Annotated in this window: 22 protein-coding genes and 2 riboswitches; of the genes, 6 read left to right on the forward strand and 16 right to left on the reverse strand. The window is 50.1% G+C overall.

Annotated elements, in window-relative coordinates; all coding sequences use genetic code 11:
- Positions 1-179: 179 nt before the first annotated feature.
- From NSQ80_RS16930 to NSQ80_RS16965, 8 genes are all read right to left on the reverse strand, one after another.
- Positions 180-794: a GNAT family N-acetyltransferase gene (locus tag NSQ80_RS16930; RefSeq protein WP_339300046.1), complete on the reverse strand. Its 615-nt coding sequence runs from the start codon at positions 792-794 to the stop codon at positions 180-182.
- Positions 795-1,096: 302 nt separating this feature from the next.
- The gene (locus tag NSQ80_RS16935) at positions 1,097-1,909 is read right to left on the reverse strand and encodes a TIR domain-containing protein (RefSeq protein WP_339300048.1); all 813 of its coding nucleotides are present in this window, start codon (positions 1,907-1,909) and stop codon (positions 1,097-1,099) included.
- Between the two features lie 83 nt (positions 1,910-1,992).
- The gene (locus NSQ80_RS16940) at positions 1,993-2,199 is read right to left on the reverse strand and encodes a hypothetical protein (RefSeq protein ID WP_339300050.1); all 207 of its coding nucleotides are present in this window, start codon (positions 2,197-2,199) and stop codon (positions 1,993-1,995) included.
- 234 nt (positions 2,200-2,433) lie between these two features.
- Complete coding sequence (locus NSQ80_RS16945) at positions 2,434-2,880, reverse strand: GNAT family N-acetyltransferase (protein WP_009224833.1); 447 nt, start codon at positions 2,878-2,880, stop codon at positions 2,434-2,436.
- Positions 2,881-3,104: 224 nt separating this feature from the next.
- Positions 3,105-4,202, reverse strand: coding sequence for a tyrosine-type recombinase/integrase (locus NSQ80_RS16950; RefSeq protein ID WP_339300053.1), 1,098 nt, complete (start codon positions 4,200-4,202; stop codon positions 3,105-3,107).
- Positions 4,203-4,322: 120 nt separating this feature from the next.
- Positions 4,323-5,102 carry a succinate dehydrogenase iron-sulfur subunit gene (gene sdhB, locus NSQ80_RS16955; RefSeq protein ID WP_260070573.1) on the reverse strand — a complete coding sequence of 260 codons (780 nt, stop codon included), beginning with the start codon at positions 5,100-5,102 and terminating at the stop codon, positions 4,323-4,325.
- 18 nt (positions 5,103-5,120) lie between these two features.
- Positions 5,121-6,866, reverse strand: coding sequence for a succinate dehydrogenase flavoprotein subunit (gene sdhA, locus NSQ80_RS16960; protein ID WP_016310977.1), 1,746 nt, complete (start codon positions 6,864-6,866; stop codon positions 5,121-5,123).
- A 125-nt stretch (positions 6,867-6,991) separates the two neighbouring features.
- Positions 6,992-7,663: a succinate dehydrogenase cytochrome b558 subunit gene (locus NSQ80_RS16965; RefSeq protein WP_339300056.1), complete on the reverse strand. Its 672-nt coding sequence runs from the start codon at positions 7,661-7,663 to the stop codon at positions 6,992-6,994.
- A gap of 283 nt (positions 7,664-7,946) precedes the next feature.
- On the opposite strand from NSQ80_RS16965, the gene NSQ80_RS16970 reads away from it, so the two are divergent.
- Positions 7,947-8,858: a LysR family transcriptional regulator gene (locus tag NSQ80_RS16970; RefSeq protein ID WP_009224826.1), complete on the forward strand. Its 912-nt coding sequence runs from the start codon at positions 7,947-7,949 to the stop codon at positions 8,856-8,858.
- A 99-nt stretch (positions 8,859-8,957) separates the two neighbouring features.
- On the opposite strand, the gene NSQ80_RS16975 is transcribed toward NSQ80_RS16970, so the two are convergent.
- From NSQ80_RS16975 to NSQ80_RS16985, 3 genes are read right to left on the reverse strand one after another with little or no spacing between them, the layout of a single operon-like run.
- Positions 8,958-10,238, reverse strand: coding sequence for an ArsB/NhaD family transporter (locus tag NSQ80_RS16975; protein ID WP_009224825.1), 1,281 nt, complete (start codon positions 10,236-10,238; stop codon positions 8,958-8,960).
- Positions 10,239-10,280: 42 nt separating this feature from the next.
- On the reverse strand, positions 10,281-10,943 hold the full coding sequence (locus NSQ80_RS16980; protein ID WP_323077603.1) for a TrkA family potassium uptake protein: 663 nt from the start codon (positions 10,941-10,943) through the stop codon (positions 10,281-10,283).
- Positions 10,944-10,960: 17 nt separating this feature from the next.
- Positions 10,961-12,304 carry a TrkH family potassium uptake protein gene (locus NSQ80_RS16985; protein ID WP_339300061.1) on the reverse strand — a complete coding sequence of 448 codons (1,344 nt, stop codon included), beginning with the start codon at positions 12,302-12,304 and terminating at the stop codon, positions 10,961-10,963.
- A 67-nt stretch (positions 12,305-12,371) separates the two neighbouring features.
- Positions 12,372-12,534, reverse strand: a riboswitch (cyclic di-AMP (ydaO/yuaA leader).
- Positions 12,535-12,847: 313 nt separating this feature from the next.
- Here NSQ80_RS16985 and NSQ80_RS16990 point away from each other — a divergent pair.
- Positions 12,848-14,596 (forward strand): type II CAAX endopeptidase family protein, encoded by a 1,749-nt coding sequence (locus tag NSQ80_RS16990; protein ID WP_260070534.1) that lies wholly within the window; start codon positions 12,848-12,850, stop codon positions 14,594-14,596.
- Here NSQ80_RS16990 and uvrC read toward each other — a convergent pair.
- Both uvrC and trxA read right to left on the reverse strand, forming a co-directional pair.
- Entirely contained in the window at positions 14,556-16,373 is a 1,818-nt protein-coding gene (gene uvrC / locus NSQ80_RS16995; protein ID WP_339302184.1) for an excinuclease ABC subunit UvrC, read from the reverse strand. The two genes, NSQ80_RS16990 and uvrC, sit on opposite strands and share 41 nt — an antisense overlap.
- 144 nt (positions 16,374-16,517) lie before the next feature.
- Positions 16,518-16,835, reverse strand: coding sequence for a thioredoxin (gene trxA / locus NSQ80_RS17000; RefSeq protein WP_009224820.1), 318 nt, complete (start codon positions 16,833-16,835; stop codon positions 16,518-16,520).
- Positions 16,836-17,107: 272 nt separating this feature from the next.
- On the opposite strand from trxA, the gene NSQ80_RS17005 reads away from it, so the two are divergent.
- Positions 17,108-17,263: a hypothetical protein gene (locus NSQ80_RS17005; RefSeq protein WP_009224819.1), complete on the forward strand. Its 156-nt coding sequence runs from the start codon at positions 17,108-17,110 to the stop codon at positions 17,261-17,263.
- 93 nt (positions 17,264-17,356) lie between these two features.
- On the opposite strand, the gene dnaI is transcribed toward NSQ80_RS17005, so the two are convergent.
- The 3 genes from dnaI to NSQ80_RS17020 form a co-directional block, all read right to left on the reverse strand.
- Positions 17,357-18,310: a primosomal protein DnaI gene (dnaI, locus tag NSQ80_RS17010; RefSeq protein ID WP_009224818.1), complete on the reverse strand. Its 954-nt coding sequence runs from the start codon at positions 18,308-18,310 to the stop codon at positions 17,357-17,359.
- Positions 18,311-18,347: 37 nt separating this feature from the next.
- Positions 18,348-19,898: a DnaD domain protein gene (locus NSQ80_RS17015; protein WP_260070535.1), complete on the reverse strand. Its 1,551-nt coding sequence runs from the start codon at positions 19,896-19,898 to the stop codon at positions 18,348-18,350.
- A gap of 202 nt (positions 19,899-20,100) precedes the next feature.
- Positions 20,101-20,274: an anti-repressor SinI family protein gene (locus tag NSQ80_RS17020; protein ID WP_260070536.1), complete on the reverse strand. Its 174-nt coding sequence runs from the start codon at positions 20,272-20,274 to the stop codon at positions 20,101-20,103.
- Between the two features lie 39 nt (positions 20,275-20,313).
- Positions 20,314-20,398, reverse strand: a riboswitch (cyclic di-GMP riboswitch).
- Between the two features lie 461 nt (positions 20,399-20,859).
- On the opposite strand from NSQ80_RS17020, the gene NSQ80_RS17025 reads away from it, so the two are divergent.
- The 3 genes from NSQ80_RS17025 to NSQ80_RS17035 all read left to right on the forward strand — a co-directional run bounded on the left by NSQ80_RS17025 (position 20,860) and on the right by NSQ80_RS17035 (position 23,405).
- Positions 20,860-22,119, forward strand: a complete 1,260-nt coding sequence (locus NSQ80_RS17025; RefSeq protein ID WP_339300067.1) for a hypothetical protein — start codon at positions 20,860-20,862, stop codon at positions 22,117-22,119.
- A 1-nt stretch (position 22,120) separates the two neighbouring features.
- Positions 22,121-22,726, forward strand: coding sequence for a signal peptidase I (locus tag NSQ80_RS17030; protein WP_323077610.1), 606 nt, complete (start codon positions 22,121-22,123; stop codon positions 22,724-22,726).
- Positions 22,727-22,817: 91 nt separating this feature from the next.
- Entirely contained in the window at positions 22,818-23,405 is a 588-nt protein-coding gene (locus tag NSQ80_RS17035; RefSeq protein ID WP_260070539.1) for a CalY family protein, read from the forward strand.
- Positions 23,406-23,418 lie beyond the last annotated feature (13 nt).

A 23,418-nucleotide genomic window follows, 5' to 3' on the forward strand; every position in this document is an offset into this window, starting at 1 on the left:
TATAAGTTTAGAGTTTTGCAGATGTTTCAGCTAACGTTGTGTATTCACGAACACTCACTGGCTTAAGCGCGTAAGCGCGGGTCCGACGGACTTGGCCAGTGCAGGGTTGTCGCCTGATTCAGCTTCTCCGTAATCTCTCCCGGCGACCGAGGGCGAATGCCCGATGCGTGAATATGTTGTTATAGGATGTCAGTGCCTTCTTCGATTGTACTTTCATTAGTTTTATTCTTATCGATATTATAGAATCTAAAATAGTTGAATTCTCTTCTTTCCTTCGTGAAATTCTTCAGTTCCTTCTTCCCACAATTTGAAAATCCAGCTTTCTCAATAACTTTTAATGATGCACTATTATCGTCTGAAATAGTGGCCACTACATATGAAAGGTTAAAGGTTTCAAGTGTCCATTTGGTCAATGCAACAGCTGCTTCCGTAGCATAACCAAATCCTCTATGTTGCTTTGATATGCCATAAGCAACTTCAGTCTCATTTAAATCATCTATGCTACCAACGTGACAATGTCCAACGAATGTTGAATCTTCTAACAATTCAATGGCAAAAGGGACCATATCATTGATAACATCAAAACGTTCATACTTGTTGATCTGCCAATCAAGAAAACCAGAAGCCTCTTCCTTGCTCATATTCCAGCCGGAAGGCCAATCATTAGATTTACTCTGCATGCAAAGACTATAAATATTATCAAAGTCTTCTCGAGTTAGTTTTCTTATTCTAAGTCTCTCTGTTAATATTGGCAGCTTGACACTAGTTGAATCAATGTTCTTCGTTTGTTTCATATGCTTTTCTCCTCAAGAGCATAATTCAATTCCGATGTTCTCTATATGGTTAGATGGTTAGCGCTGATTTCCTATAACGTTCTGGTATTCAAGAACCCTCACCGACTTAAGGCCAAAGGCCGGGCGCGACTGCGCTTAGTCGGTGCAGGGTTGTCCGCCGATTTACTTTCCCGGAATTCCTCTTGCGGACCGAGGATCCGCCAGGGTCCGATGCGTGAATGCTGTGTTATCGGAAGTTACTTTCTTCCTCGAATAATCAAATCTAAAAACGCGCAAGTTAACTTACGCGTAACTACTTATGCTTATGAAAATAGATTAAAAGTTTTCAGTATCTTCATTGTTGCTTCATAATCTAATTTCTCACCTTCATATTCACATCTATATAATCCTTGTAAATTTGAAGGTAGTTTTACCCCTCTTTGTACTAACAATATGTAGTTCCTTCCGTACAACGCCATTGCAGCACCTATTTCTATAAGAACATTATCATTAATCTTAATGTGGCGGTTGCCTTCTTGATCTAGTAATTCTCCTTCGCTGTGAACATTAATAATCCCGGCAAAACATGATCTCATATCATCCAGAACCTTATCTGGAACCGGTTTAGACAAAGTCTCATTTTCCACTGAAACAACCGGTTCATATTTTCCAAATTTAATTATTTCCTTTAGTTGCTCAACAACCTCCTTATTTTTTCCGTGAGATATGAATACTTTGTTGTTTTTTTCCATTTGCTCTACTTCATTATTTGTTATTTCTCTCTCTGGTTTTCCAGAAAGCTTTCTAGCAAATTCCTCTGCATCTGTATTTTCTTCATACTGATTACTAGTTTTTTCCACATCAGTCTGATTAACTGAAATTTCACTAGGTTGTTGCTGAATTTTAGGAGTACTTATAGACACGAAAGGACCTGTCTTTGTCTCCTGAATAATACCAACCTTATGACCGTTTTCTTGAATGACATGTAGAACCTCTCCAGTCCTCTCTTTAGGTACTCCCATCGACACGAGTACATTTTGTGCTATATTTGCAGAAGGAAATTTGGCTCTATCATACTTATCAAAAAAAGATTTCAATATGGTTGGTTTGAGAACAGCTTCCTTCATTGCTTCCATATCTTCACCTTCATAACTTGGAGCGACAATTGCTCTTCCAAGTGATGAAAGCGAAATTTCTTTAGCGTTGTATCCCCCCTCGGTTAATCCGTAAGCAATAGAAGCACCACATAGATTTCTCCAACTCCCACTGGAGGGTGAGTATTCATTCGCAATAGCAATTTGATGCGGTTCAGCGCTTTCCCAGCAAATTCATCCCATAAAGTTTGGGCTATAACAAGGGCTTTTTCAATAGTGTATCTAGGAATATCAGCTTGGGACAAATAAGTACGTTTTTTTTCTGTACCCATAATCACCATCTCCATTATTTATGTTTTATAGATTTCTCCATAATTTTAATAAATTCGATAATTTAAATTTATTTCCTTCTATTATAAGTAATTTCCGATAACGTTCTTGTATTCACGAAACGCCCCAGCCTTAGATAGCTCTTATCTTAGGTTGGGGCGTTTGTTGTCTGATCTTCTTCCATGATTATACATCTGACAACCGAGGGGCGATAGCCCTGAAGCGTGAATACGGTGTTATGTGAAGTTCCTGACCTCTTGAATAAACTTCGAATTTATTAATATGCATTTATATCGTTCTACTCCAGGATATTTCTCTCCCAAAGTCGTAATGTAAAAGCCAATCTTTCTATAAAAATCTACTGCATCCTTATCGGTTTCGGCTTCTATTCTTCTTATATGATTCTCTTTCAAAAATTCCATTATTAATTTAGTGCCTAATCCTTGTCTTCTATTACTAGATTTTATTGCTATATGTTTTAATTCAACTTCGTTATCTGATTGAAAAACGATTCCGAGTAACCCAACTAATTTTTGGTTCTCAATTCTTCCTAGTAATATTCTAGATTGATCATTCTTATATTGTTCATATTCCTGAACTACTCGTTCTTCCTCTGAGAACATGCATTCAGCTAATAAATTTATGATTTCCTTTCGATCATTGTAATCTTTTAGATTAATCATTGATTTGGATTTCACCTAATTTCATTTTTCTTTTCTCTCAGGAATTTCACTTAACTCCCCTATCTCTGCACGTCACAAATATCTTCTTGAGATGGGGATTTGCGTAATTAATCGTATAACCTTAATTATACCTCCATTTCTTATTTCTGTAAGTTGTAATTTATCCTCCTCCCGGAGTCTGCTATTCCCCCCTTCGATCACGTAAAATCCGATCAAGCGGACTCTCAATCCGTTTCAGACTTGGTGCTGACGTGAGTGTAGCGTTCGGTGGTGGAGGGATTGGCGTGGCCCAGCAGTTCCTGGATATAGCGGAGGTCGGTGCCGTTCTCAAGCAAATGGGTGGCGAAAGAGTGCCGAAGGACGTGAATGCCTACCTGTTTCCGGATGCCGGAGGTTTGCAGGGCTTCCTGAAATACCATTTGCAATGAAAGTTCATGCAAGTGGCTCCCCGAATGCTGCCCCGGAAACAACCACATCGAGTTGGAGAGTCGCTCCGCTTCTACGTATTTTTGGATCATGTCCCAAGCCGTTTGCGATAGTAAGGTATGCCTGTCCTTTTTGCCTTTTCCTTGCCGGACTCGAAGGAGGCCGCGTTCTGGGTCGATATCCGTGACTTTCAGCCGGACGACCTCGCTCACGCGCAGCCCTGAGGCGTAAGCCAGATACAACATCGTGCGGTGCTTCAGATTCGTCGGCGCTTGGATAACGCGGAGTACTTCCTGCTCCGATAGGACATAGGGCAGTTTTTTCTCTTTTTGGGGTCGGATATATTTCATCTGTTCGGAAGGTTGCTTGAATACCTCGACGGCCAGGAAACGCAAAGCACTGATGGCTTGGTTCACATAAGCAGGAGAGTGCCCTTGCTCAAGGAGCTGCAAAGCATACTGTTGTGTACGGGACGAGTCGATGATCGCGGACGTCATTTTCTCATCCTTGAGGGTTCCTGGGCTTTTCATCTTCAAATGATCAGCCAAGTTCTGTAAATATCGCCGGACATGCCCCCTGTAGGCCTTGCTGGTTTTGAGGCTGTATCCCTTCAGCTTGAGCGTGGTGAGCAGCTTTTGATCCAGGGCCTGAATGAGTTTTTCATTACTGGATAGCTTTGACGACACGGCTAACCCGTCCATTCGAATCTCCGCTTCCGGAAAGCACTCTGCGAATTGCCTGATTTTCTCCTCTGTGCAAGGAAAACGCCAGAACTTCCCATTAGGATCCCACTTCCCTCCCCCAACCGCACGCAGCTTACCTACATCCTCTTTCGAGAAATCCTCCAATTTCACGGAAACCTGATCATGTTCGATCCGATGAATATGAATGTACATCCCTGATCCCCTCCATTATTCTGTCTAGCTCGAAAAAAAGAGACAGCCCCTCCCGGGGTCTGTCTCCGATTCTTTCGGATGAATGGCGTTACTTTATCGGTATGAATCCATTAGATTCTATTACTGCATAAACCACATTTTAAACATATGCTTCGTGGTCGCCTTGTTCATTTCGGCGATGGAGGTGGTCAGCGGGATGCCTTTCGGGCAGGCGCGGACGCAGTTTTGCGAGTTGCCGCAGCCTTCGATGCCGCCGGGTTCCATCAGGGCCTCCAGACGCTCTTCGGCGTTCATCTCGCCTGTTGGATGCGCGTTGAATAAGCGCACTTGGGAAATGGCTGCCGGACCGATGAAGTCCGTCTTCTCATTGACGTTTGGACAAGCTTCAAGGCAGACGCCGCAGGTCATGCACTTGGACAATTCATACGCCCATTGCCGTTTCTTCTCCGGCATCCGAGGCCCCGGTCCCAGATCGTACGTGCCGTCGATCGGAATCCATGCTTTCACCCGCTTGAGCGCATTAAACATCCGGCTGCGGTCGATCACCAGGTCACGCACGACCGGGAACGTCCGCATCGGTTCAATGCGAATCGGCTGTTCCAAATTGTCGATGAGTGCCGCACAAGCCTGGCGCGGTTTGCCGTTGATCACCATGGAGCAGGCGCCGCACACTTCCTCCAGACAGTTGGACTCCCAGCAAACCGGCGAGGTATGCTCGCCCTTCCGGTTTACCGGGTTCCGCTGGATTTCCATCAAGGCGCTGATCACGTTCATGCCAGGGCGGTAATCCAGCTCGAATTCTTCCGTATAAGGCTTCGAGTTCGGATCATCCTGGCGTGTAATGATGAATTTAACTTTTTTGGCCGTTTGTTGTTTGGCCGTTACATCCGTTTCCGCCATTGCCATGGGTATCCCCTCCTATTTGTCCTTCGAGTAGTCGCGAATCCGCGGCGGGATCAAGGAAACGTCGACCGGTTCGTACGAAATTTCCGGACCGTCCGGCGTCCATTTCGCCATCGTTGTCTTCAAGAATTCTTCGTCGTTCCGGTTCGGGAACTCCGGTTTATAATGCGCGCCCCGGCTTTCGTTACGAAGCAACGCGCCCTTCGTCATCGCTTCGGCCAGCTCCAGCATGTTCCACAGCTGACGGGTGAATGCGGCTCCCGTATTGTTCCAGCGGGACGTATCGTTGATGTTGATCTTTTTGTAACGTTCTTTGAGTTCCTTGATTTTGTTGATGGTAGCTTCTAGTCGATCGTTATGACGAACGACAGTCATGTTCGCCGTCATCCATTCACCCAGTTCTTTGTGGATGACATAAGCATTTTCGGTGCCATCCATCGCCAGGATGCCTTCGTACTTCTCTTCTTGGGCTTTGCGGTAGCTTTCGAAGACGCTTGGATTCAGATCCTCAGTCGACTTCTTCAGGCCACGAAGATATTCGACCGCTTTCGGTCCGGCCACCATACCGCCGTAAATCGCCGACACCAGCGAGTTCGCACCAAGACGGTTCGCGCCGTGATATTGGTATTCACATTCTCCTGCCGCAAACAGACCAGGAATGTTGGTCATTTGGTTATAGTCGACCCACATGCCGCCCATGGAGTAATGGACTGCCGGGAAAATTTTCATCGGAATCTTGCGCGGGTCATCACCCATGAACTTCTCATAAATCTCAATAATCCCGCCGAGTTTCACGTCCAGCTCTTTCGGATCTTTGTGGGACAGGTCAAGATACACCATGTTCTCGCCGTTAATGCCCAGCTTCAGGTCCACGCACACATGGAAAATTTCCCGTGTCGCAATATCCCGCGGTACAAGGTTACCGTAAGCCGGATATTTCTCCTCCAGGAAGTACCACGGTTTGCCGTCCTTATACGTCCAGATCCGTCCGCCTTCGCCGCGTGCAGATTCCGACATCAGACGCAGCTTGTCATCGCCCGGAATCGCCGTTGGGTGAATTTGAATGAACTCACCGTTAGCGTACGTGACGCCTTGCTGATACACGGCACTGGCCGCGGTCCCCGTGTTGATGACCGAGTTCGTCGTTTTACCAAAGATAATCCCTGGGCCACCTGTCGCCAAAATGACCGCATCGGAAGGGAACGTGGTGATTTCCATCGAGCGAAGGTTTTGTGCGGTAATGCCGCGGCAGACGCCTTCATCGTCCAAAACAACAGACAGGAACTCCCAGTTTTCATATTTCGTGACCAGGCCGGCCGCTTCATGACGGCGTACCTGCTCATCCAGCGCGTACAGCAGCTGTTGTCCGGTCGTTGCTCCGGCAAACGCCGTGCGGTGATGCTTCGTCCCGCCGAACCGGCGGAAATCAAGCAGCCCCTCCGGCGTGCGGTTGAACATGACGCCCATCCGGTCCATCAAGTGAATGATGCCAGGTGCAGCTTCGCACATCGCCTTCACCGGCGGTTGGTTGGCCAGGAAATCCCCGCCGTATACGGTATCGTCAAAATGCTCCCAAGGCGAGTCGCCTTCGCCTTTCGTATTCACGGCCCCGTTAATGCCGCCTTGCGCGCACACCGAGTGGGAACGTTTTACCGGCACAAGGGAAAACAGCTGTACCGGCACGCCTGCTTCGGCCGATTTGATCGTAGCCATCAGACCGGCCAAGCCGCCGCCAACGACGATTAAGCTTTGTTTAGCCATTTGCTTTCAACTCCTAAAAGTTTTGTGAGCGTTGCTTCAAGGGAATGCTTCGTACAAAACTTGCACCGGAAGCATTCGCTTAGTTTTGTGAGCGTTACTTCAAACGAGTCATCTACGAACAAAGCCTAAGCCATCCAAGCCTTTGCCGTCTCCAGCAAGGCAGTGCCTTCGGCTTGGAATTCCGAGCCGCGGAATGCGATCAGCGACCACACGAACATGATAGCAACGATCGCGAACAAGCCCATGCAAATATAGGAGGACACACGTTGCGACCGCGGGCCGACTGTCACGCCCCAGCTGACGAGGAACGACCACAATCCATTCGTAAAGTGGAAGGCCGCCGACACGACCCCAATGATATACAACGTGAAGAAAAGCGGGTTGCTGACGATCTCATGCATCAAGCCGCCCAATTCCTCATGCTCCACATTGCCCAGCGCTACCTGTACACGGGTCTCCACCACGTGCCAGATCACGAACACAAACGCGATAACGCCGGTAATCCGCTGCAACAAATAACGCAGGTTGCGCTCGGTTGGGAACCGCCGATTGTTCGGCTTCGCCTGAAACGCAATATAAAGCCCGTAAACCCCGTGATACAAGAGCGGCAGCCAGATCCCAAAAATCTCCAAAACCAAGACGAGCGGCAGGCTGTTCAGGAACGCGACAGCTTCCCTAAAGCCTTCGCTCCCGCCTTCCACCGCCGAAAAGTTGGTGATCATGTGCTCCAGCAGGAAAAATCCCAGCGGAATGACGCCCAGCAGCGAGTGCAGTTTTCTGGAATAAAACCCTTTCATAAATGCGTATACCCCTTTCTCATTCCATCATCCGTTTCAACTTGCGCAATTTCACTCAAGATTCGACCTTACGGGGGCGCGGAGGTTGAATATGATAAATACCACACCGCAGTCGGTAAAACCCCTTTGTACCTCCAGTTACTTGTGAACAACTTGTGTCACTTTTCATGTTACTCCTTTTTATCTTATAATGGAATTGCAATATATTTATTAATCATTATAACAAATTCGCATAAGCTAACCTGTCGAATCTTGTCCTTCACCCAGAAAAAGGAGGTAACCCATGCTGGAAGAGTTGCTGGTGTTCACCACCGTCGTGGAGCAATCCAGTTTGAACAAAGCATCCAAGCTGTTAAACCTGTCCCAGCCTGCCCTTTCGCGCAAAATTGCAAAATTAGAAGAGGAATGGGGGGTCTCCCTGTTTCACCGCAAAGGGAAAAGACTCGAGCTGACCCGCGTCGGGCAGGAAGCTTACCAATATGCGCTGGAACAGCGGCAACGCCACCAGAACTTCCTGCAGACCGTGTCCCGAATCAAGGCAGCGGAGCGCCGTATCGTCACGTTAGGCGCCAGCCTGACGACGATCCAAACCACCCTGCCGCCGCTCGTGACCTCGTTAATGGAGAAGTTTCCAGATATCGAATTGAAGCTCGTTACCGGCAAAACCCATGAAATCGTCTCTTATGTCCGCGAGAAGAGAGTGGACTTCGGCGTCGTGGCCTCCCTGGTGAACGAGACGGGCTTGAAATGCTTGCCGCTGTTCAAAGACCACCTCGAGTTGGTCGTTCCCAAAGGGCATGAGCTAGCCGCCGCCGGGCAGAAGCGCCGTCTGATCATGGACGATCTGAACGGTCGGCCGATGATCGTATTTTCCAAGGGAACTTGGTATCGCCGGCTGATCGACGACCTGTTTGGACGCTACAGCATCGTGCCTGATATTCGCATGGAAATCGATTCGTTTGAAGCGATCGTCCGCCTGCTGCCGATCTGTAAAGCAGCCGCGCTATTGCCCAAATCGTACCTGCGTATGCCGCTGCTGCGGGATAACGGCCTGCTGACCGTGCCGATTCCAGAACTGGCCCAGACACGGCGCGAAACCTGTCTCGTATATGGCGACAAATCGGAGCTGACGAGCGAAACGAAGGAATGGATCACGCAAATCCGCGAAACCCTCGTGAAAGAATTGCCGCTCTAACGCCACCATGATCCACCCGAACCTAAACAGCTATTCGTTACACCAAAAAAGCTGCCGCTCCTTCAGGCTAAAACCTGGATTAGCGGCAGCTTGTCTATTTTAAATGAAGTATCGCAAATAAACGTAGAGGCTGGAGATCAAAATGGTGACGATCATCAGCGGCAGCCCGTATTTCAAATATTTTAGGAAGCTGATCGGTTCCCCTTCCTTGGCGGACATCCCAGCAGCGATCAAATTGGCGCTGGCTCCGATTAATGTTCCGTTTCCACCGAGACAAGCGCCAAGCGATAGGCTCCACCATAGCGGCTCCAGGTGCTGAATCCCCATTCCGCCCATGTCTTGGATCATCGGAATCATCGTCGCCACCAGCGGAATATTGTCGATAAACGCCGACGCCAAAGCACTCAGCCAGAGGATCAGCATCGAGGTGGTTAGCGGATCGCCTCCAGTCAGGCGCATCACCTCTTCGGCCACTCTCGTAATGATTCCCGTTTCAACCAACCCTCCGACCAATACGAACAAACCCACGAAAAAGAAGATGGTGGGCCATTCCACCGAACGGAAGGCTTGTTCCATCACGTGCTCGCCGGTCATGAGCAGCAGCAAGAAGGCGCCAGCCAGCGCAATAGTAGCCGTTTCCAGATGTATGTATTGATGAAGGAAAAAGCCCAACAAGGTCAACCCCAAGGCGATCAGGCATTGGGTGAGCAGCTTTTTCTCCGTAATCAAGCCCTCCAGACTGATCTCCATCAAGCTCTGTTGATGAGCATAAGCCTTTTTCAACTCTTTGCGGAAGATCACGATCACAAGCGGCAGAATCACTGCCAAAATGATCAACACGACTGGCGTCAAATTTTGCATGAAGGCCACGAAGGTCAGTTCCTTCACGGCGCTGCCAATCATAATGTTGGGAGGGTCTCCGATTAAAGTCGCCGTCCCGCCGATATTCGTGGCAAGAATCATAGAAAAGAGGTAAGGGAACGCCTGAACCCTCAACCTCCGCGTAATGCTAAATGCCACCGGGACCATCAAAATAATGGTCGTTACGTTATCCAGGAATGCCGAACCTATCGCGGTGATCAGCGCCAGCAACCACAGCAAAGTGATCGGATTGCCTTTGGCCAGCTTGGCCGTCCATATGCCGATGTACGTGAATAAACCGGTCTTGGCTGTCGTATTCACGATGATCATCATCCCGATCAAGAGTCCCAGCGTATTAAAATCAATATGATGCACTGCGCTCTCCTGATCAAGGATGCCAAAGATTATCATGAACGCCGCACCAGCCATAGCCAGCACCGTTCGGTGAATTTTCTCAGATATAATGAGTGCGTAGGTCAGCAAAAAAATGATTAAAGCCCAAATGGCCTGTTGTTCCATACTTCTCTCCGTTCCATGCTAGTAAGCCATCTTACCATCTTATTAAGGATTGATGATTGATTCAAATTGCTCGATATTTTTCTTTGCTCCTATAATAACCATAATGTCGCCTTCATTTAACTGATCCATCGCAGTGGGAGCAACCAAAATACCGCCATTGCGGTGAATCGCCACAATACTGCAGCCAAAGCGCGTCCGCGGATTAATATCGCCCAGGCTCTTTTGGTCCAGGCATGCCGGGACGTTCATCTCGACGATGCTGTATTCCTTCGACAGTTCAATATAATCCAGCAGATTCGGGGTAACCAGCTGATGGGCAACACGAATCCCCATGTCGCGTTCCGGATAGATCACCCGATCCACCCCCAGCTTCTCTAGGGCCCGGCCGTGCAGAAGCGAGATCGCCTTGGCGACTACCGTTTTCATGCCCAGATCTTTGAGGAGAATGGCCGCTAGGATGCTCATTTGAATATCGTTGCCAATCGCCACGATCCCGCAATCGAAATTACGAACCCCCAGCGACTTCAGCACCTCTTCCTCTGTTGCATCGGCGACAACCGTATGCGTGAGCCGATCGCTTAATTCGTCAACGATCTCTTCATTCCGGTCGATGCCCAGAACCTCATATCCTAACTCCACCAACTCCAAGGCCAGGCTCGAGCCGAAGCGCCCCAAGCCGATGACCACAAACTGCTGCTTTTTCATTTTTGCCCCATTTCCCCTTATCCAATAATGATTTTACCTTCTGGATGGCGATACAGCTCTTTCCCCTTCCTTGGACCGATGGCATAAGCAAGCGTCAAGGGCCCCAGCCGTCCGGCAAACATCGTAAGACTGATCACAACTTTCCCAAATTCCGTCAAGTGCTCCGTTAAGCCCATCGATAATCCAACCGTTCCAAAAGCGGAAGTCGTTTCAAATAAAATGGAGAGGAAGCTTGCGTCTTCTGTGGTGGACAGCACCATCGCTACAGCAACGATGACGAACAGTGCCATCATCGTAATCGTGAGCGCCTTGAAGATCCGTTCTTGGGCCATCCGGTAACGGAACAACACCAAATCGGTTCGTCCGCGGATCATGGAGATCACCGCGCCGATGAGAAGCGTAAAGGTAGTTGTCTTGATCCCGCCCCCCGTCGAGCCGGGCGAAGCCCCGATAAACATCAGGATGATTATGAAGAATTGCGTAGCCTGACGCAGCGAACCGATATCAAGGGTGACAACCCCTCCCGAACGAGGCGTAATCGATTGGAACATTGAAGCCCAGATTTTGCCGCTCCAACTGAGCGGTTCCAGCGTACGCGAGTTCGTGAATTCGAACACGAAAATGACGATCGTGCCAATCGCAATCAGCGCCCCCGTCATGGACAGCACCACTTTGGAATGAAGCGACAATTTGCGATGCTTGCGATACTCTGCCAGATCGGACAAGACAATAAAACCAAGCCCCCCGGACACGATGAGCAAGATGGAGACGATGTTAATCAAAGGATCGTTAACATAGGGGATTAAACTGCGATTTTCCCCAAACAAATCAAATCCCGCATTATTAAACATCGAAATCGAATGCCAAATCCCATAATACAGCGCCCGGCCAAACGGCATATCAAAGGCCCAGCGAATCGTGAGGAGCACCGCCGCACTGGACTCGATGATCAGGGAGTACATCAGCACCTTGCGGATTAAGCGAACGATGCCTTCCATTGAGCTCTGGTTCATCGCTTCCTGGAGCAGCAGACGGTCTTTCAGCGAGATTTTCCGTTTGAGGACAAGGGAGAACAAGGTGGCCATGGTCATAAAGCCAAGCCCCCCGATTTGTACAAGCATGATGATGACGATATGTCCAAAGGTTGAAAAATACCTTCCCGTATCCACCACAAACAGCCCCGTCACACAAGTTGCCGAGGTTGCCGTAAATAAAGCATCAATAAATGGCATCGGTTCCCCGGACGTCCCAGAGATCGGAAGCATAAGCAGCAGAGTTCCCAACAAAATGATGAGGGCAAACCCAGTCACCAATATCTGCGGCGGAGAAAGGTTAATTTTCTTGGTATGCAACGCGTTCACCTCATCATCGTTCTGAAAAAAACACAAAAGAAAAAAAGCACTGGAAATCCAATGCCTTTCGGTGTTTGGTTCCTGATGCACAGGCCTACGAGGTTAGCTGACGGATTCGGACATGCCCAGTTGCCCTATTCGCGGAACATATCCCCTTGCTGGGAGTTGAAGCTCCGTGAAATTCACCCCAAAATATACGGTTCCCCCGTTTTCATTGCGAAATTCGGCCAATCTTTTCAATTGTTTTCAATCATTTTTCGTCAAATGGATTATATCCCTTATTCCGTCCCGCCACAAAGCTCTATTTTCAAGAAAAAGACCAGAAAAGGACGAAATCAGGGAGTGGGAGGATCAACTTCGCCCCCAATCTGAGTGATGCGAGGGCTTGCCGGAGTTTTTGCCGTTTCTCGTCATTTTTGCCATCCGTCTGGCGCAGGGGGGATAGCTGTGTTATCTTTACTTTGACGTACTTGAGGGAAAAACATACCTCATAATATAAGAAGAGTACGTGTTCCCGATTTCATTCAACTTAATAACAAAGGAGTTTTGCGAGTGAGTTCCCCTTTGACGTCAAATGGCCGCCGCAGGATGAAGACCAAAAATCTGTGGCTGCTGGCCGCCCTAGGATTCATTGTGTTCGTCGCCGTTCAACTGTTTCCGACCACCGATTCGGAGTCCTTGCAGCTGCAGCAAGCAAATGAGGTGATCAGCAAACCGGAAGCAGCTGCCCATGCAAGTGAATTTGTCCAATCCGTACTTGGGATCGACCTGCCGAATCCCACGAAGGATAAAGCATTGATTACATACGAAACGCGTTCCGATCTGTTTGGTTACTTAACCAAAGCCGATCTGCTCGCCCCATACTTAAAAACGTATGACAAGCAATTTCCATATGACGTATTTCGCGTCCGTTACACGGACCCCACCGAATCGTTAAGCGCCGTGACCGTGGATGTCCATATGACCACCGGTCAAGTCGTCGGCTTCGAGGAGATCAGTTCCTCCAGCAACGCCACCAAGCAGATGATGCTTGATGTAGGATCGGAAACCACCGATTCCATGAAGGCATGGGAGGGGGATTTAACGTTAGCGGAGAAAGAAGAGCTGGCACAGCCTTACCTGAACGCCTTTGGATTTAAACCAAGCGATCTGGAGCTGGCCTCCGGTGAAGGGGATGTGGGCCTCCTCTACCATATCAATGGCTACACGTTAGGCGAATCGCAAGCGGAAATCAAGCTCAGCTTCGAATACGGCAAGGTTTCCTCGTTGGAGAGCTATTTTACCGTACCGCAGGCTCATCAGGACTACGTCGCCGGACAGACGAAAATCGCCAGCTGGCTCACCTATGCCGGATACGCCCTGTTGACGTTCGTGCTGGCGATTCTGGCGATCGTCTACAGCGCGCTGACGCGGGCCCATACCTCGTTTAAGCGGGGTATTTTCCTGGCTTCGGCTTACTTCGTGCTATCCACGATTGGAACGATCAACATGATCCCCGTGTTCCAAAAAGACGGTCTTGAATCCGGCGTGCTCATCTTTGGCCTCTTCTTCCAAGGTCTGGTGACGTTGTTCCTCGCCGCTTCCGTGTACTTCTCGCTGGTGGGCGGCGATGGACTGTGGCGGAAGAACGGCATCAACTTGTGGGCGCGATCACGGGAAGAAGGGTACGGCCGTTCCATCCTGACCTCCGTGGCTGACGGGTATGCCTGGGCATTGATCCTGTTAGGCGTTCAATCCGTTGTTTTCTTCATTTTAGAGCAAACGATTCATACCTGGTCCACGACCGATGCGACGCAATCGCCTTACAACATGGTGTACCCGCTATTGTTTCCGCTGCTGGCTTGGGTGGCAGGGATCGGAGAAGAAGCGGTGTATCGCTTGTTCGGGATCCCAATGCTGAAGAAAATGTTCCGCAGCACCTTTATCGCCTGCCTGCTGTCGACCTTAATCTGGGCGTTTGGCCACACGTTGTATCCGATTTATCCGGTCATTTCGCGCCCGATCGAATTAACCTTTATCGGACTGCTGTTCAGCTTCGTGTTCCTGCGCTACGGCTTCGCGACCGTTGTCTTCTCGCACGTCATCTTCGACAGCATCCTGATGTCGCTGAGCCTGATGTTTATGGGCGGAGCGCTGAACATCGTCGCCGGGTTGTTCTACATCGCCTTGCCGGCGATCGTTGCGTATGTGATTTACTTGTTTAACCCGCCAAGCAAGGAGCGGAAGACCCCGACGCCGCAACAAAAAGAGGAGCCGTATGTTATGACTCCTCTGGCGGATCTTCGTCCCGAAGGGCATTAAGGATTTGACGGGCTAATTTATCCCCGATAGAAAGAGGCCGAAAGTCTTCGACGGAGGCCTCTTTAATTTTTTTCAGCGATCCAAAGTGCTTAAGCAGCGCCTTCCGGCGTTTCTCCCCGATGCCGGGGATCGAGTCCAGCCGTGAGGCGACCATCGACTTGGCCCGCTGTTCGCGATGGAACGAAATGGCGAAGCGGTGCACCTCGTCCTGAATCCGCTGCAGCAGGTAGAACTCCTGGCTGTCGCGCGGCAGATAAACCGGCTCCGGCGGATCAAACGCCATCAGCTGTGCGGTTTTATGCTTGGCGTCCTTCACGAGGCCGCATACCGGGATGTGTAGGCCCAGCTCGTTCTCCAGCACATCGGTAGCCGCAGAGATCTGCCCCTTGCCTCCGTCGACCACGATTAGGTCAGGCCGCGGTAAATTCTCCTTCAGCACCCGCTCATAGCGACGGCGGATGACCTCGCGCATCGTCTCGTAATCGTCCGGGCCCTTCACGGTTTTTACTTTATATTTGCGGTATTCCTTCTTGGCCGGCTTGCCGTCAATGAACACCACCATGGCTGAGACCGGGTTCGACCCTTGGATGTTGGAGTTATCAAACGCTTCGATCCGCGACACCGACTCCAGGCCAATCGCTTTGCCGAGGTTCTCGGCCGCCTTCGAGGTGCGTTCCTCATCCCGTTCGATCAGGCGGAACTTCTCGTCCAGCGTCACGCGCGCGTTCTCCTCGGCCATTTTGGTCATTTGCCGCTTTAAGCCGCGTTGCGGCACCAGCGTCTTCACCCCCAGCCACTCCTGCAAGGCGGTTGGAGCATCGAGCGCGCCGGCCTCCTCTTGATCCTCCGGCTTCTCCGGCAGCAGAATCTCCTGCGGCAAAGCCGGGTTATCGCTGTAATACTGCGTCACGTAGGACATAAAATCGCCATAGGCGTCGCCGTAAAACGGAAAGACCGACGCATGCCGTTCGATCATTTTTCCCTGACGCATGTATAGAATCTGCACGCACATCCAGCCCTTGTCTACGGCATACCCAAACACGTCGCGGTCCTTCGCATCGGTCACCGTAATCTTCTGCTTCTCCATCACCGCATCAATGTTAATGATTTGGTCGCGCAGCTCCTTAGCTCGCTCGAATTGCAGGGCCTCGGCTGCCTCGTGCATTTTGCGCTCCAGCTCTTTCTTGATCTCCTCATGCCCGCCGCTCAGGAACGAGATGATCTCCTGCGTCATCTTCTCATACGTTTCCTTCTCGACCTCATATACGCAAGGTGCCAAGCATTGGCCGATGTGATAATACAAGCACACTTCCTTCGGCATCACATTGCATTTGCGCAGCGGATACATGCGGTCGAGCAGCTTCTTCGTTTGCTGAGCCGCGTAGGCGTTCGGATACGGACCAAAATATTTTGCTTTATCTTTAAGCACCCGCCGGGTCACTTCCAGCCGGGGATGCGGTTCATTCGTAATTTTGATATAGGGGAAAGTCTTGTCATCCTTCAGGAGGATATTGTAACGCGGATGATGTTCTTTAATCAGGTTACATTCCAGGATAAGTGCTTCCATATTGCTCGCGGTCACGATGTATTCGAAGTCGCGGATCTCGGATACGAGCAGCTGGGTTTTCCCGTTATGGCTGCCTGTAAAATAGGAACGGACCCGGTTCTTCAGCACCTTGGCTTTGCCGACGTAAATGATCTTACCGTCTTTGTTCTTCATTAAGTAACAACCCGGGGAATCGGGCAGCAGCGCCAGTTTATGTTGGATTCGCTCCATCGCTTTCTCGTAACTTAACGTTTCATTGGCCGATGTGTCCAAGCTTCCTCCTCCTTTCTCCACTCCAAGTTAACGCAGAAAACGCCTCCGGCCCAAACCGGAGGCGTCATCCAAGGCGTCAAGCGACGCGCCTGATCGTCTGGATTATTGATGTTTAGCGATCAGGTTCTTCAGCGTATCCTTCGAGTTCAATCCGACGATTTTATCGACCGGTTGACCGTCTTTGAACAGGATCAGTGTAGGAATGCTCATCACGCCGAAACGGGAAGCTGTTTCCGGGTTATCATCCACGTTCAGCTTGGCGATCTTCACGGAGTCACCTACTTCTGCATCCAGCTCCTCCAGAATCGGAGCGATCATTTTGCAAGGGCCGCACCATGGAGCCCAAAAATCAACAAGAACCGGACCTTGTCCTTCGATTTCAGCATTGAAGGACTGATCGGATACGTTCACGATAGCCATGATAATTTCCTCCTTATTTGGGTTGCCCGGCCTGGCACTTTAGTGACACAAACGCGAACAACTGGATAGTTAGACAAAAAAATTGGAGCAGTCAGCCCAAAAAGCTGTTGCCGAACTCATTATACCACACTACACTGAAAAAAAGAAAGTGTATGGTAACGCCTTCTTTACAAAACGAAAAAAGTTTGGTTATACTAAGAATAACCTGAAAACGGATTGTCTATGACATATTTCATTGACGAGACGATAATTTCCTGAGGAGGCCCGTCGCCATGGATGCTAACACGCATGCGAACGATCCGCGGCAGCATATCAACGAAGAACCCCGCAACGATCTGTTTGATTTGATGAACGGCTTTTTTGGCATGTTGACGTTTATGATCGTGATTTTCTTCGGCATGGTCATCATTAAATTTATCGCCAGCTAGGCGGTAACCAGACCTCGAATTAACGAAAGAGCCAGGCGATCCCCCGATAAGGGATGTGCTCGGCTCTTTATCTTTGTCCGCAGTATTCCGTTATTAGGCTTGGCCGCGCTTATTCGTCCCATTCACCTGAACAACGTTCACGAACGGGGCAATCCGATCCATTAACCGTTGGCCCTTATGCCGCTCTTCCCCGTCCTTGCTCGTAAAGCTCAAATGCTTCTCCAACGCACTCAAGGAATAGTTTGACGTGTAGAACGTGGGCTTCCGGTTCATCCGATAATTCAAAATCGCGCCCATGACATGGTCGCGCACCCACGGATTCAGGTTCTCTGCACCGATATCGTCAAAGATCAGCAGATCCACCTGCTTCATCATTTCCACCGTTTCGCGCAGCTTGTCGCTGTCCTGCAGCATGCTCTTCAGCTCTTCCACGAATTCCGGCATATAAACGATGGCGCCGGAGTAACCTTCCTTGGCCAGTTCGTGCAGCAAATAGCACATCAAGAACGTTTTGCCGGTGCCAAACGGACCTTCCAGATACAGCCCTTTCGTTTGCAGGCCGGATTCCTTCGTTTCATTAATATAGCGGAACACTTGCCCTACCGCCGGCGCACGCATGGCATCCTTCGTCATGATTTCCACTTCGTCATAACCGGCTTCCAGCGCCCGCTCATCCACATAAAAGCTATGAATCCGTTTCTTGACGGACAATTCGCGCTCATATTGCAGTTGCTTGGGGCATGGCACCTGACGATCTACAAGCTGCGGGCTCCCGCCCACCTGCTCGACCGTCAGCTTCGTGAAATGGCCAGGGAAATCGTTGGGACATTGCTCCAAGCCCGGGCAGTTGGCGCAGTGCTTGCTGTCGTTGATGTATTGATACAGCTTGGCCATCCCGCGCGTCAGCTGCTCCTGTTCCAGCTCCGGATGTTGGTCCCGGAGTTCCCTTACCAGCGGGTCATTCATCAGACGTGCGGTCAGCTCCTCGGAGCGTTGTTTGAATTGCGTGCTTTTCATCTGCGTAAGCAGTTCCCCAAGTGATTCCATTGATTGTGTCACCTTCCTTCCCCAAGCCTAAACGGATTCAGACTTCTTTTTTATGCTTTCCGGATTGCATGCGTTCCGCCATCTTAATCAGCTCAGCAAATTCTTCTTCCGATACGGCGGTCTCCTGGCCAGTCCGTTCCACAATCGGGATTTCCGGCTTCGGCTTCGCTCCCCGGCTGCCGTAGGTTCGCGCCCGTCCTCCACCGGAGGCGGCGCCGCCCGCCTTCTCCTTGACCTTCTCCTTCACCTTCGATTGGTCGCGGATATATTGTACGGCCTGCTCATACGTGTTGATCTGCTTAAGCAGCATGTTGGCTGCGATCGCATCGATGAAATTGCGATTGATCCGCTGCTCCCCGCCAGAAGTGAGCAAAGACATCAAATAATGGATCAGTACGTTGATTACTTCGCCGGGCAGCTTGTAGTTCAAATCGATTTTCTCAAAAATGTCCAGCAGGTTGTCCGGAATCGATCCCGGAAAGAACGTCTTCAGTAACCGGGTATACGGCTCATTGCGAAGCATCATATTATATTGGTGAATATCGCATTTGCTTTGGAATTGCGGCGGTACGTCAACGTAATACTCCATCTGTACCGCAACCTCCTCGGCCACGTTCCCCGCTTGAGCGGAAGCGGCCGCCGCTTTCGGCTCCTCGCCGCGCAACGCGACGATTTTGCCGTAAGCTACCTCGCGTTCCTCCTGACGGCGCTTGCCTTGGCGGAACTGCAGGTTGGCCTTGTGCTGGAGTGCATCCAGCAGAATCCCGCCGCCCGGATCAAAGACGCCGTCTTCATCCAGCAGCCGGCAAATATCCTGGACGCTTAAATCGTACTTGCGGGCAACATAATTCACCACGCCCATCCCTTCCGGGTCAAAGCGAAGCGCCTCAACGAAGGAGCGATTCTGGGACTCACGCGGAAAACGCAGGATGATGTCCGCATAGTTGATCGCATCCTCTTCCAAAGCCAGCTTGAGCCCCGGCTGCCTGGCGATCGACGTCTCGGCAATCGCCTGCTCCAGCTCGTAATCAATGGAATGGGTGTTCAGCTCAAAGATCTCATAGAACGGAACCGTAATATTTTCCTTATTCAGGCCAACCCCTGACCACGCCTCCGGTTCTCCGCGGAACAACTGCTCCCGCAGAGACAGGACCGCGAATTTCCCGATCTTGTCTCGTAGCAGCAAAGTCAGGTGCTGAGTCCGGAAAAATTCCGCCGGCGCCAGCGGTGCCTGAAGCTCATATTCGTAGATATAATCGTCGCTGTCCGGAACATAGAGCCGGTTCGTCTGAAGCAGCCCCACCGCCTCCAACCGGGAAGTCTGCTCGATGAGAAACTTCCGCCCTTTCTCGCTTGGATCGAGGCCAAGGGTCAGGAACAGCTTCCGCTGCTGCTCGACGTCCGAATATCCAACCTGCTCCTGAGGAACATGCTCTACCAGCAGCCGGTACAGCGAAATCGCGAACGCCCCGACCATCGGTTGATAGATCAAACCTAGCATTTTGCCATCGACGGGACTGAGTCCGAAGTCACGGTATACGCAATAACGGTGATTTTCGGTAAAATGCAGCATGTTGTTCATGCGCACGGCTTCATCGCTCCTTCCCTATCACGTACAAATAGACTTCCTCTATTTTAGCATAAAAGACGCCGTCCTGAATCGCCCCCAGCTTACAAAAATCTCCCTTTTTCTTCCTGAGCCTCGCCGGGACAATGTTTTACGCCGGAATAAGCACAAAAAAGAACCGTCCCCCTGATGGGGCGGCCCTTTACTCCCTCTTCTTTATCATCTATTTGTTATGTAAATGCCACTCTTTTAAATAAGGGCGATCTCCGGCTAAAAAACGCCGAACCTCATCAATGGAGACCCCCTCCTCCTTTGCCATGGCGAGCAAAATCACCCATTCCGGGTCAACGTTTCCGGGGAACCGATCATAAGAAATAACCTGGGCGGACTTCTTCAACAACAATCTCCTCCTAAGATCATTATTTTGGTTTTGTCCCCAGGCAGTCCAGCCATCTTAGTATTCCTACCTTAGATCTGAGACTTTGTGCCCCTGCTTTTCAACAGGTTTACCCTTATCTGGTGCTTCTGATGCCAATGGATCTCCTTAGTCAGTATGCATCTTGGTACTTATTATAACGTCTCAAATTTGAAAAGTATGTCATTCCACGTAAGTTCGGCATACCGTTTTCATCGAAAAGGTTAGCTTTTTTTGTTTAATCCCTAATGTTCTTGTCATATTGAACCACCGCTTGTCAAGTACTAGGAATTGTTTCTTATAGAGAACAATAAATCGTGAAATCCCGTGAATTAGTCAGATTTTTAAAGAAAACAATAGATAAATGTTCTTTATTAAGAACAAATCACTGGATTTGCGCCTTTCCTAACGTTAACCATTTCAGGTATATTCAAATCACGGCGTTTGTTCTTAATAACGAACATATTAACGAACAGAACGGACCATACCTAGAAAGGAGCGACTATTCTGCGAAGATCCCGAGCTGAAGTAATCCGTAAACTACGCAAAAAACGGAAGAAGCAAAACATGGTCAAATCGCTGCAGTCCGGATTAATTCTCTCAACTCTGCTCTTGTGGACTTCTCAGCAGGTTGGCACAACCTTCGGCGAATTCACCAGCACACGCGAAGATAACACGGAAATCAAGGCGTGCCGAGTCTTTCCAAGCCAAATCGAAAGCCAGCTCGCGATGTTGGCCGAGCATTTGAACCGAGCCGCTTCCTTAAAAGGGAGACTTATCGGAGCAAGCCTAATCCGCGCTTCGATAGATACAACAACTCCGATCTCGTCTCCGGCTCTTCCGAATGCGAGTGATCCGGCCACCAGTCTTCCGCTGCCCCCGTCTTCAACCGATGCGGTGTACTCCAGCGGCGACGGACCGGTCAGCTCGGAAGGTTCCGCAGATTTCTCCGCAAGCCTGCAGCTGGACGCAGCCGAAGGCTTATCGGCACGGATTAGCGAGCTGAACGCCACAATCCAGCAGCTGCAGCAGCAACTGGCGCTGAATCAGTCCACTTGGCAAGAGCTGGTGCAGGAAATCACGGCAGCGACCGCCGTGATTCAAGGGCTACTGACTTCATTAAACGGCCTGGAGCCGAATTGTGCCGAGCTCACGCAAACTACGGTGCTTGACCGGATTGCGGATCTCCTGAAGGGCAGCGGTTTGCTATCCGGCCCGCTTCGCGGGACGTTACAGGAGATCTTAAGCTACCTGCGCTCCGTCCATCAATCTGAGTTTAGCCTCTCGACCAACGGCTTTGTTGCTATCGCTTTTGCCAGCCCGTTTTCGTCCCGGTCGGCCGATGATTTAAGTGCCCTCAGCGATCCGGTCGCCGGCGAAGAGCGCACGTACTTTGAGAGCGTACATGCTTCTCTGGAATCGGCAATCGCAGGCTTAACTGCCGAGATTTCCAGTCTCGAAGCGCAGCGGGCTCAACTGTTGGCAGAAGCGGAAGCACAGCGGCTGGCGGAGCTGGAACGATTAAAGCAGTTGGAGGAAGAACCCCCTCCGACGGTGGGCGATTCCGGTGATGGAGCAGTCCAACCTCCTGCAGAAGAAGATGGTGTTGCAGAGGATGAATCTGCAACCCTTCCGCCGGATGCGCCGGCTAGCAGCGGCACACCGGGGCTAGAACCTCTGCTGCCCCCCGAGCAGCCAAATCCATTGGACAGTCTTATCCTGACGAAACCGGAGGATGAACTGCCCATCGATTTGAACGACGACGGGGATGAAGAGGATGACGATGACGAGAATGAGGACGCGATTCCTTCAGAAGTAGGTGAATAACATGCGTATTCGTAAATGGTTAGGAAACGCGCTGACGTTCCTGATGGCGGTTGCCTTTTTTACCGTGGCAGGCTCGGTGGTCCTCTCAAAGATTTCCGGCAGCGAACCGAACTTCTACGGCTATCAGCTGAAAACGGTCTTGTCCGGCTCGATGGAGCCTTCCATCCCTACCGGTTCCGTTGCGGCCATTAAGCCGGGCGGCGATATGACCCGTTTCAACGTCGGCGACGTCATCACCTTCCGGTCAGGCGATAACAAGCTGATTACCCACCGCATCATCGAGGTGACACAGGACGAACAAAACGGCCAGGTGCTGTACCGGACGAAAGGCGATAATAACGATTCCGCCGATTCGGAATTGGTGCACCCCGCGAATGTGACCGGCGTCTATACCGGATTTAACGTTCCGTACGTGGGCTATTTCTTAAGCTTCGCTGGAACGAAGACGGGGAATGTCACCCTGTTGATCATCCCAGGGATCCTATTGTTCCTGTACGCGGTGGTTACGCTGTGGAAAGCCATCGCCAGTCTGGAAGAAAAAAAACCGGAAGCGAATCAATCGCAATCGGACACCAAGCACCCTGACGTCATTGACGCATCAACCTAAGCTCAGCACTAATGATTTGGTTGTTCTCCTTATGTATACATAAGGATGCTATATATAAAAAATTTATTTAAGATCAGGGAGGAATTCAGGAATGGGTATCAAAAAGACATTAGGTTTTGGGGTAGCAACTGCAGCACTCGGTTTGACATTGATCGGCGGAGGAACGTTCGCTTACTTTAGCGATACGGTCGAAACGACTGGGACGTTCGCCGCAGGTACATTGGATATCAACGCTGATCCAACAGCGATTGTAAATCTTAACAACTTGAAACCAGGTGACACGATTCCTCGTACGTTCAAGCTCAAAAATGACGGAACGCTTGACATTAAAGAAGTTCTGTTGAAAACGAGCTACACGGTGACGAATAAAGCCGGCGCTCCAGACAACACGGACGATTTTGGTAAACATATTAAGGTAAAATTCCTGAACAATATCGACAAGCTGAATGACGTCATTTGGGAAACTACGCTCTATGACCTGCAAAATCAAACACCGGACGCCGTTGAAAGAGGCTTCTTCCTCGGCGAGCGCAGCGGCTTAAGAGCCGGCACTACCGACACGTTGGCCGTTGCTTTTGAATTCGTGGACAACGGTCAAGACCAAAACCAATTCCAAGGCGACACGCTGAACCTGACGTGGACGTTTGAAGCGAAACAAGGCGACGGTCAAATTAGATAATTTGAGAAATTTA

The sequence above is a fragment of the Paenibacillus sp. FSL K6-2441 genome (genome assembly GCF_037964765.1).
In the GTDB taxonomy this organism is placed as follows: domain Bacteria; phylum Bacillota; class Bacilli; order Paenibacillales; family Paenibacillaceae; genus Fontibacillus; species Fontibacillus phoenicis.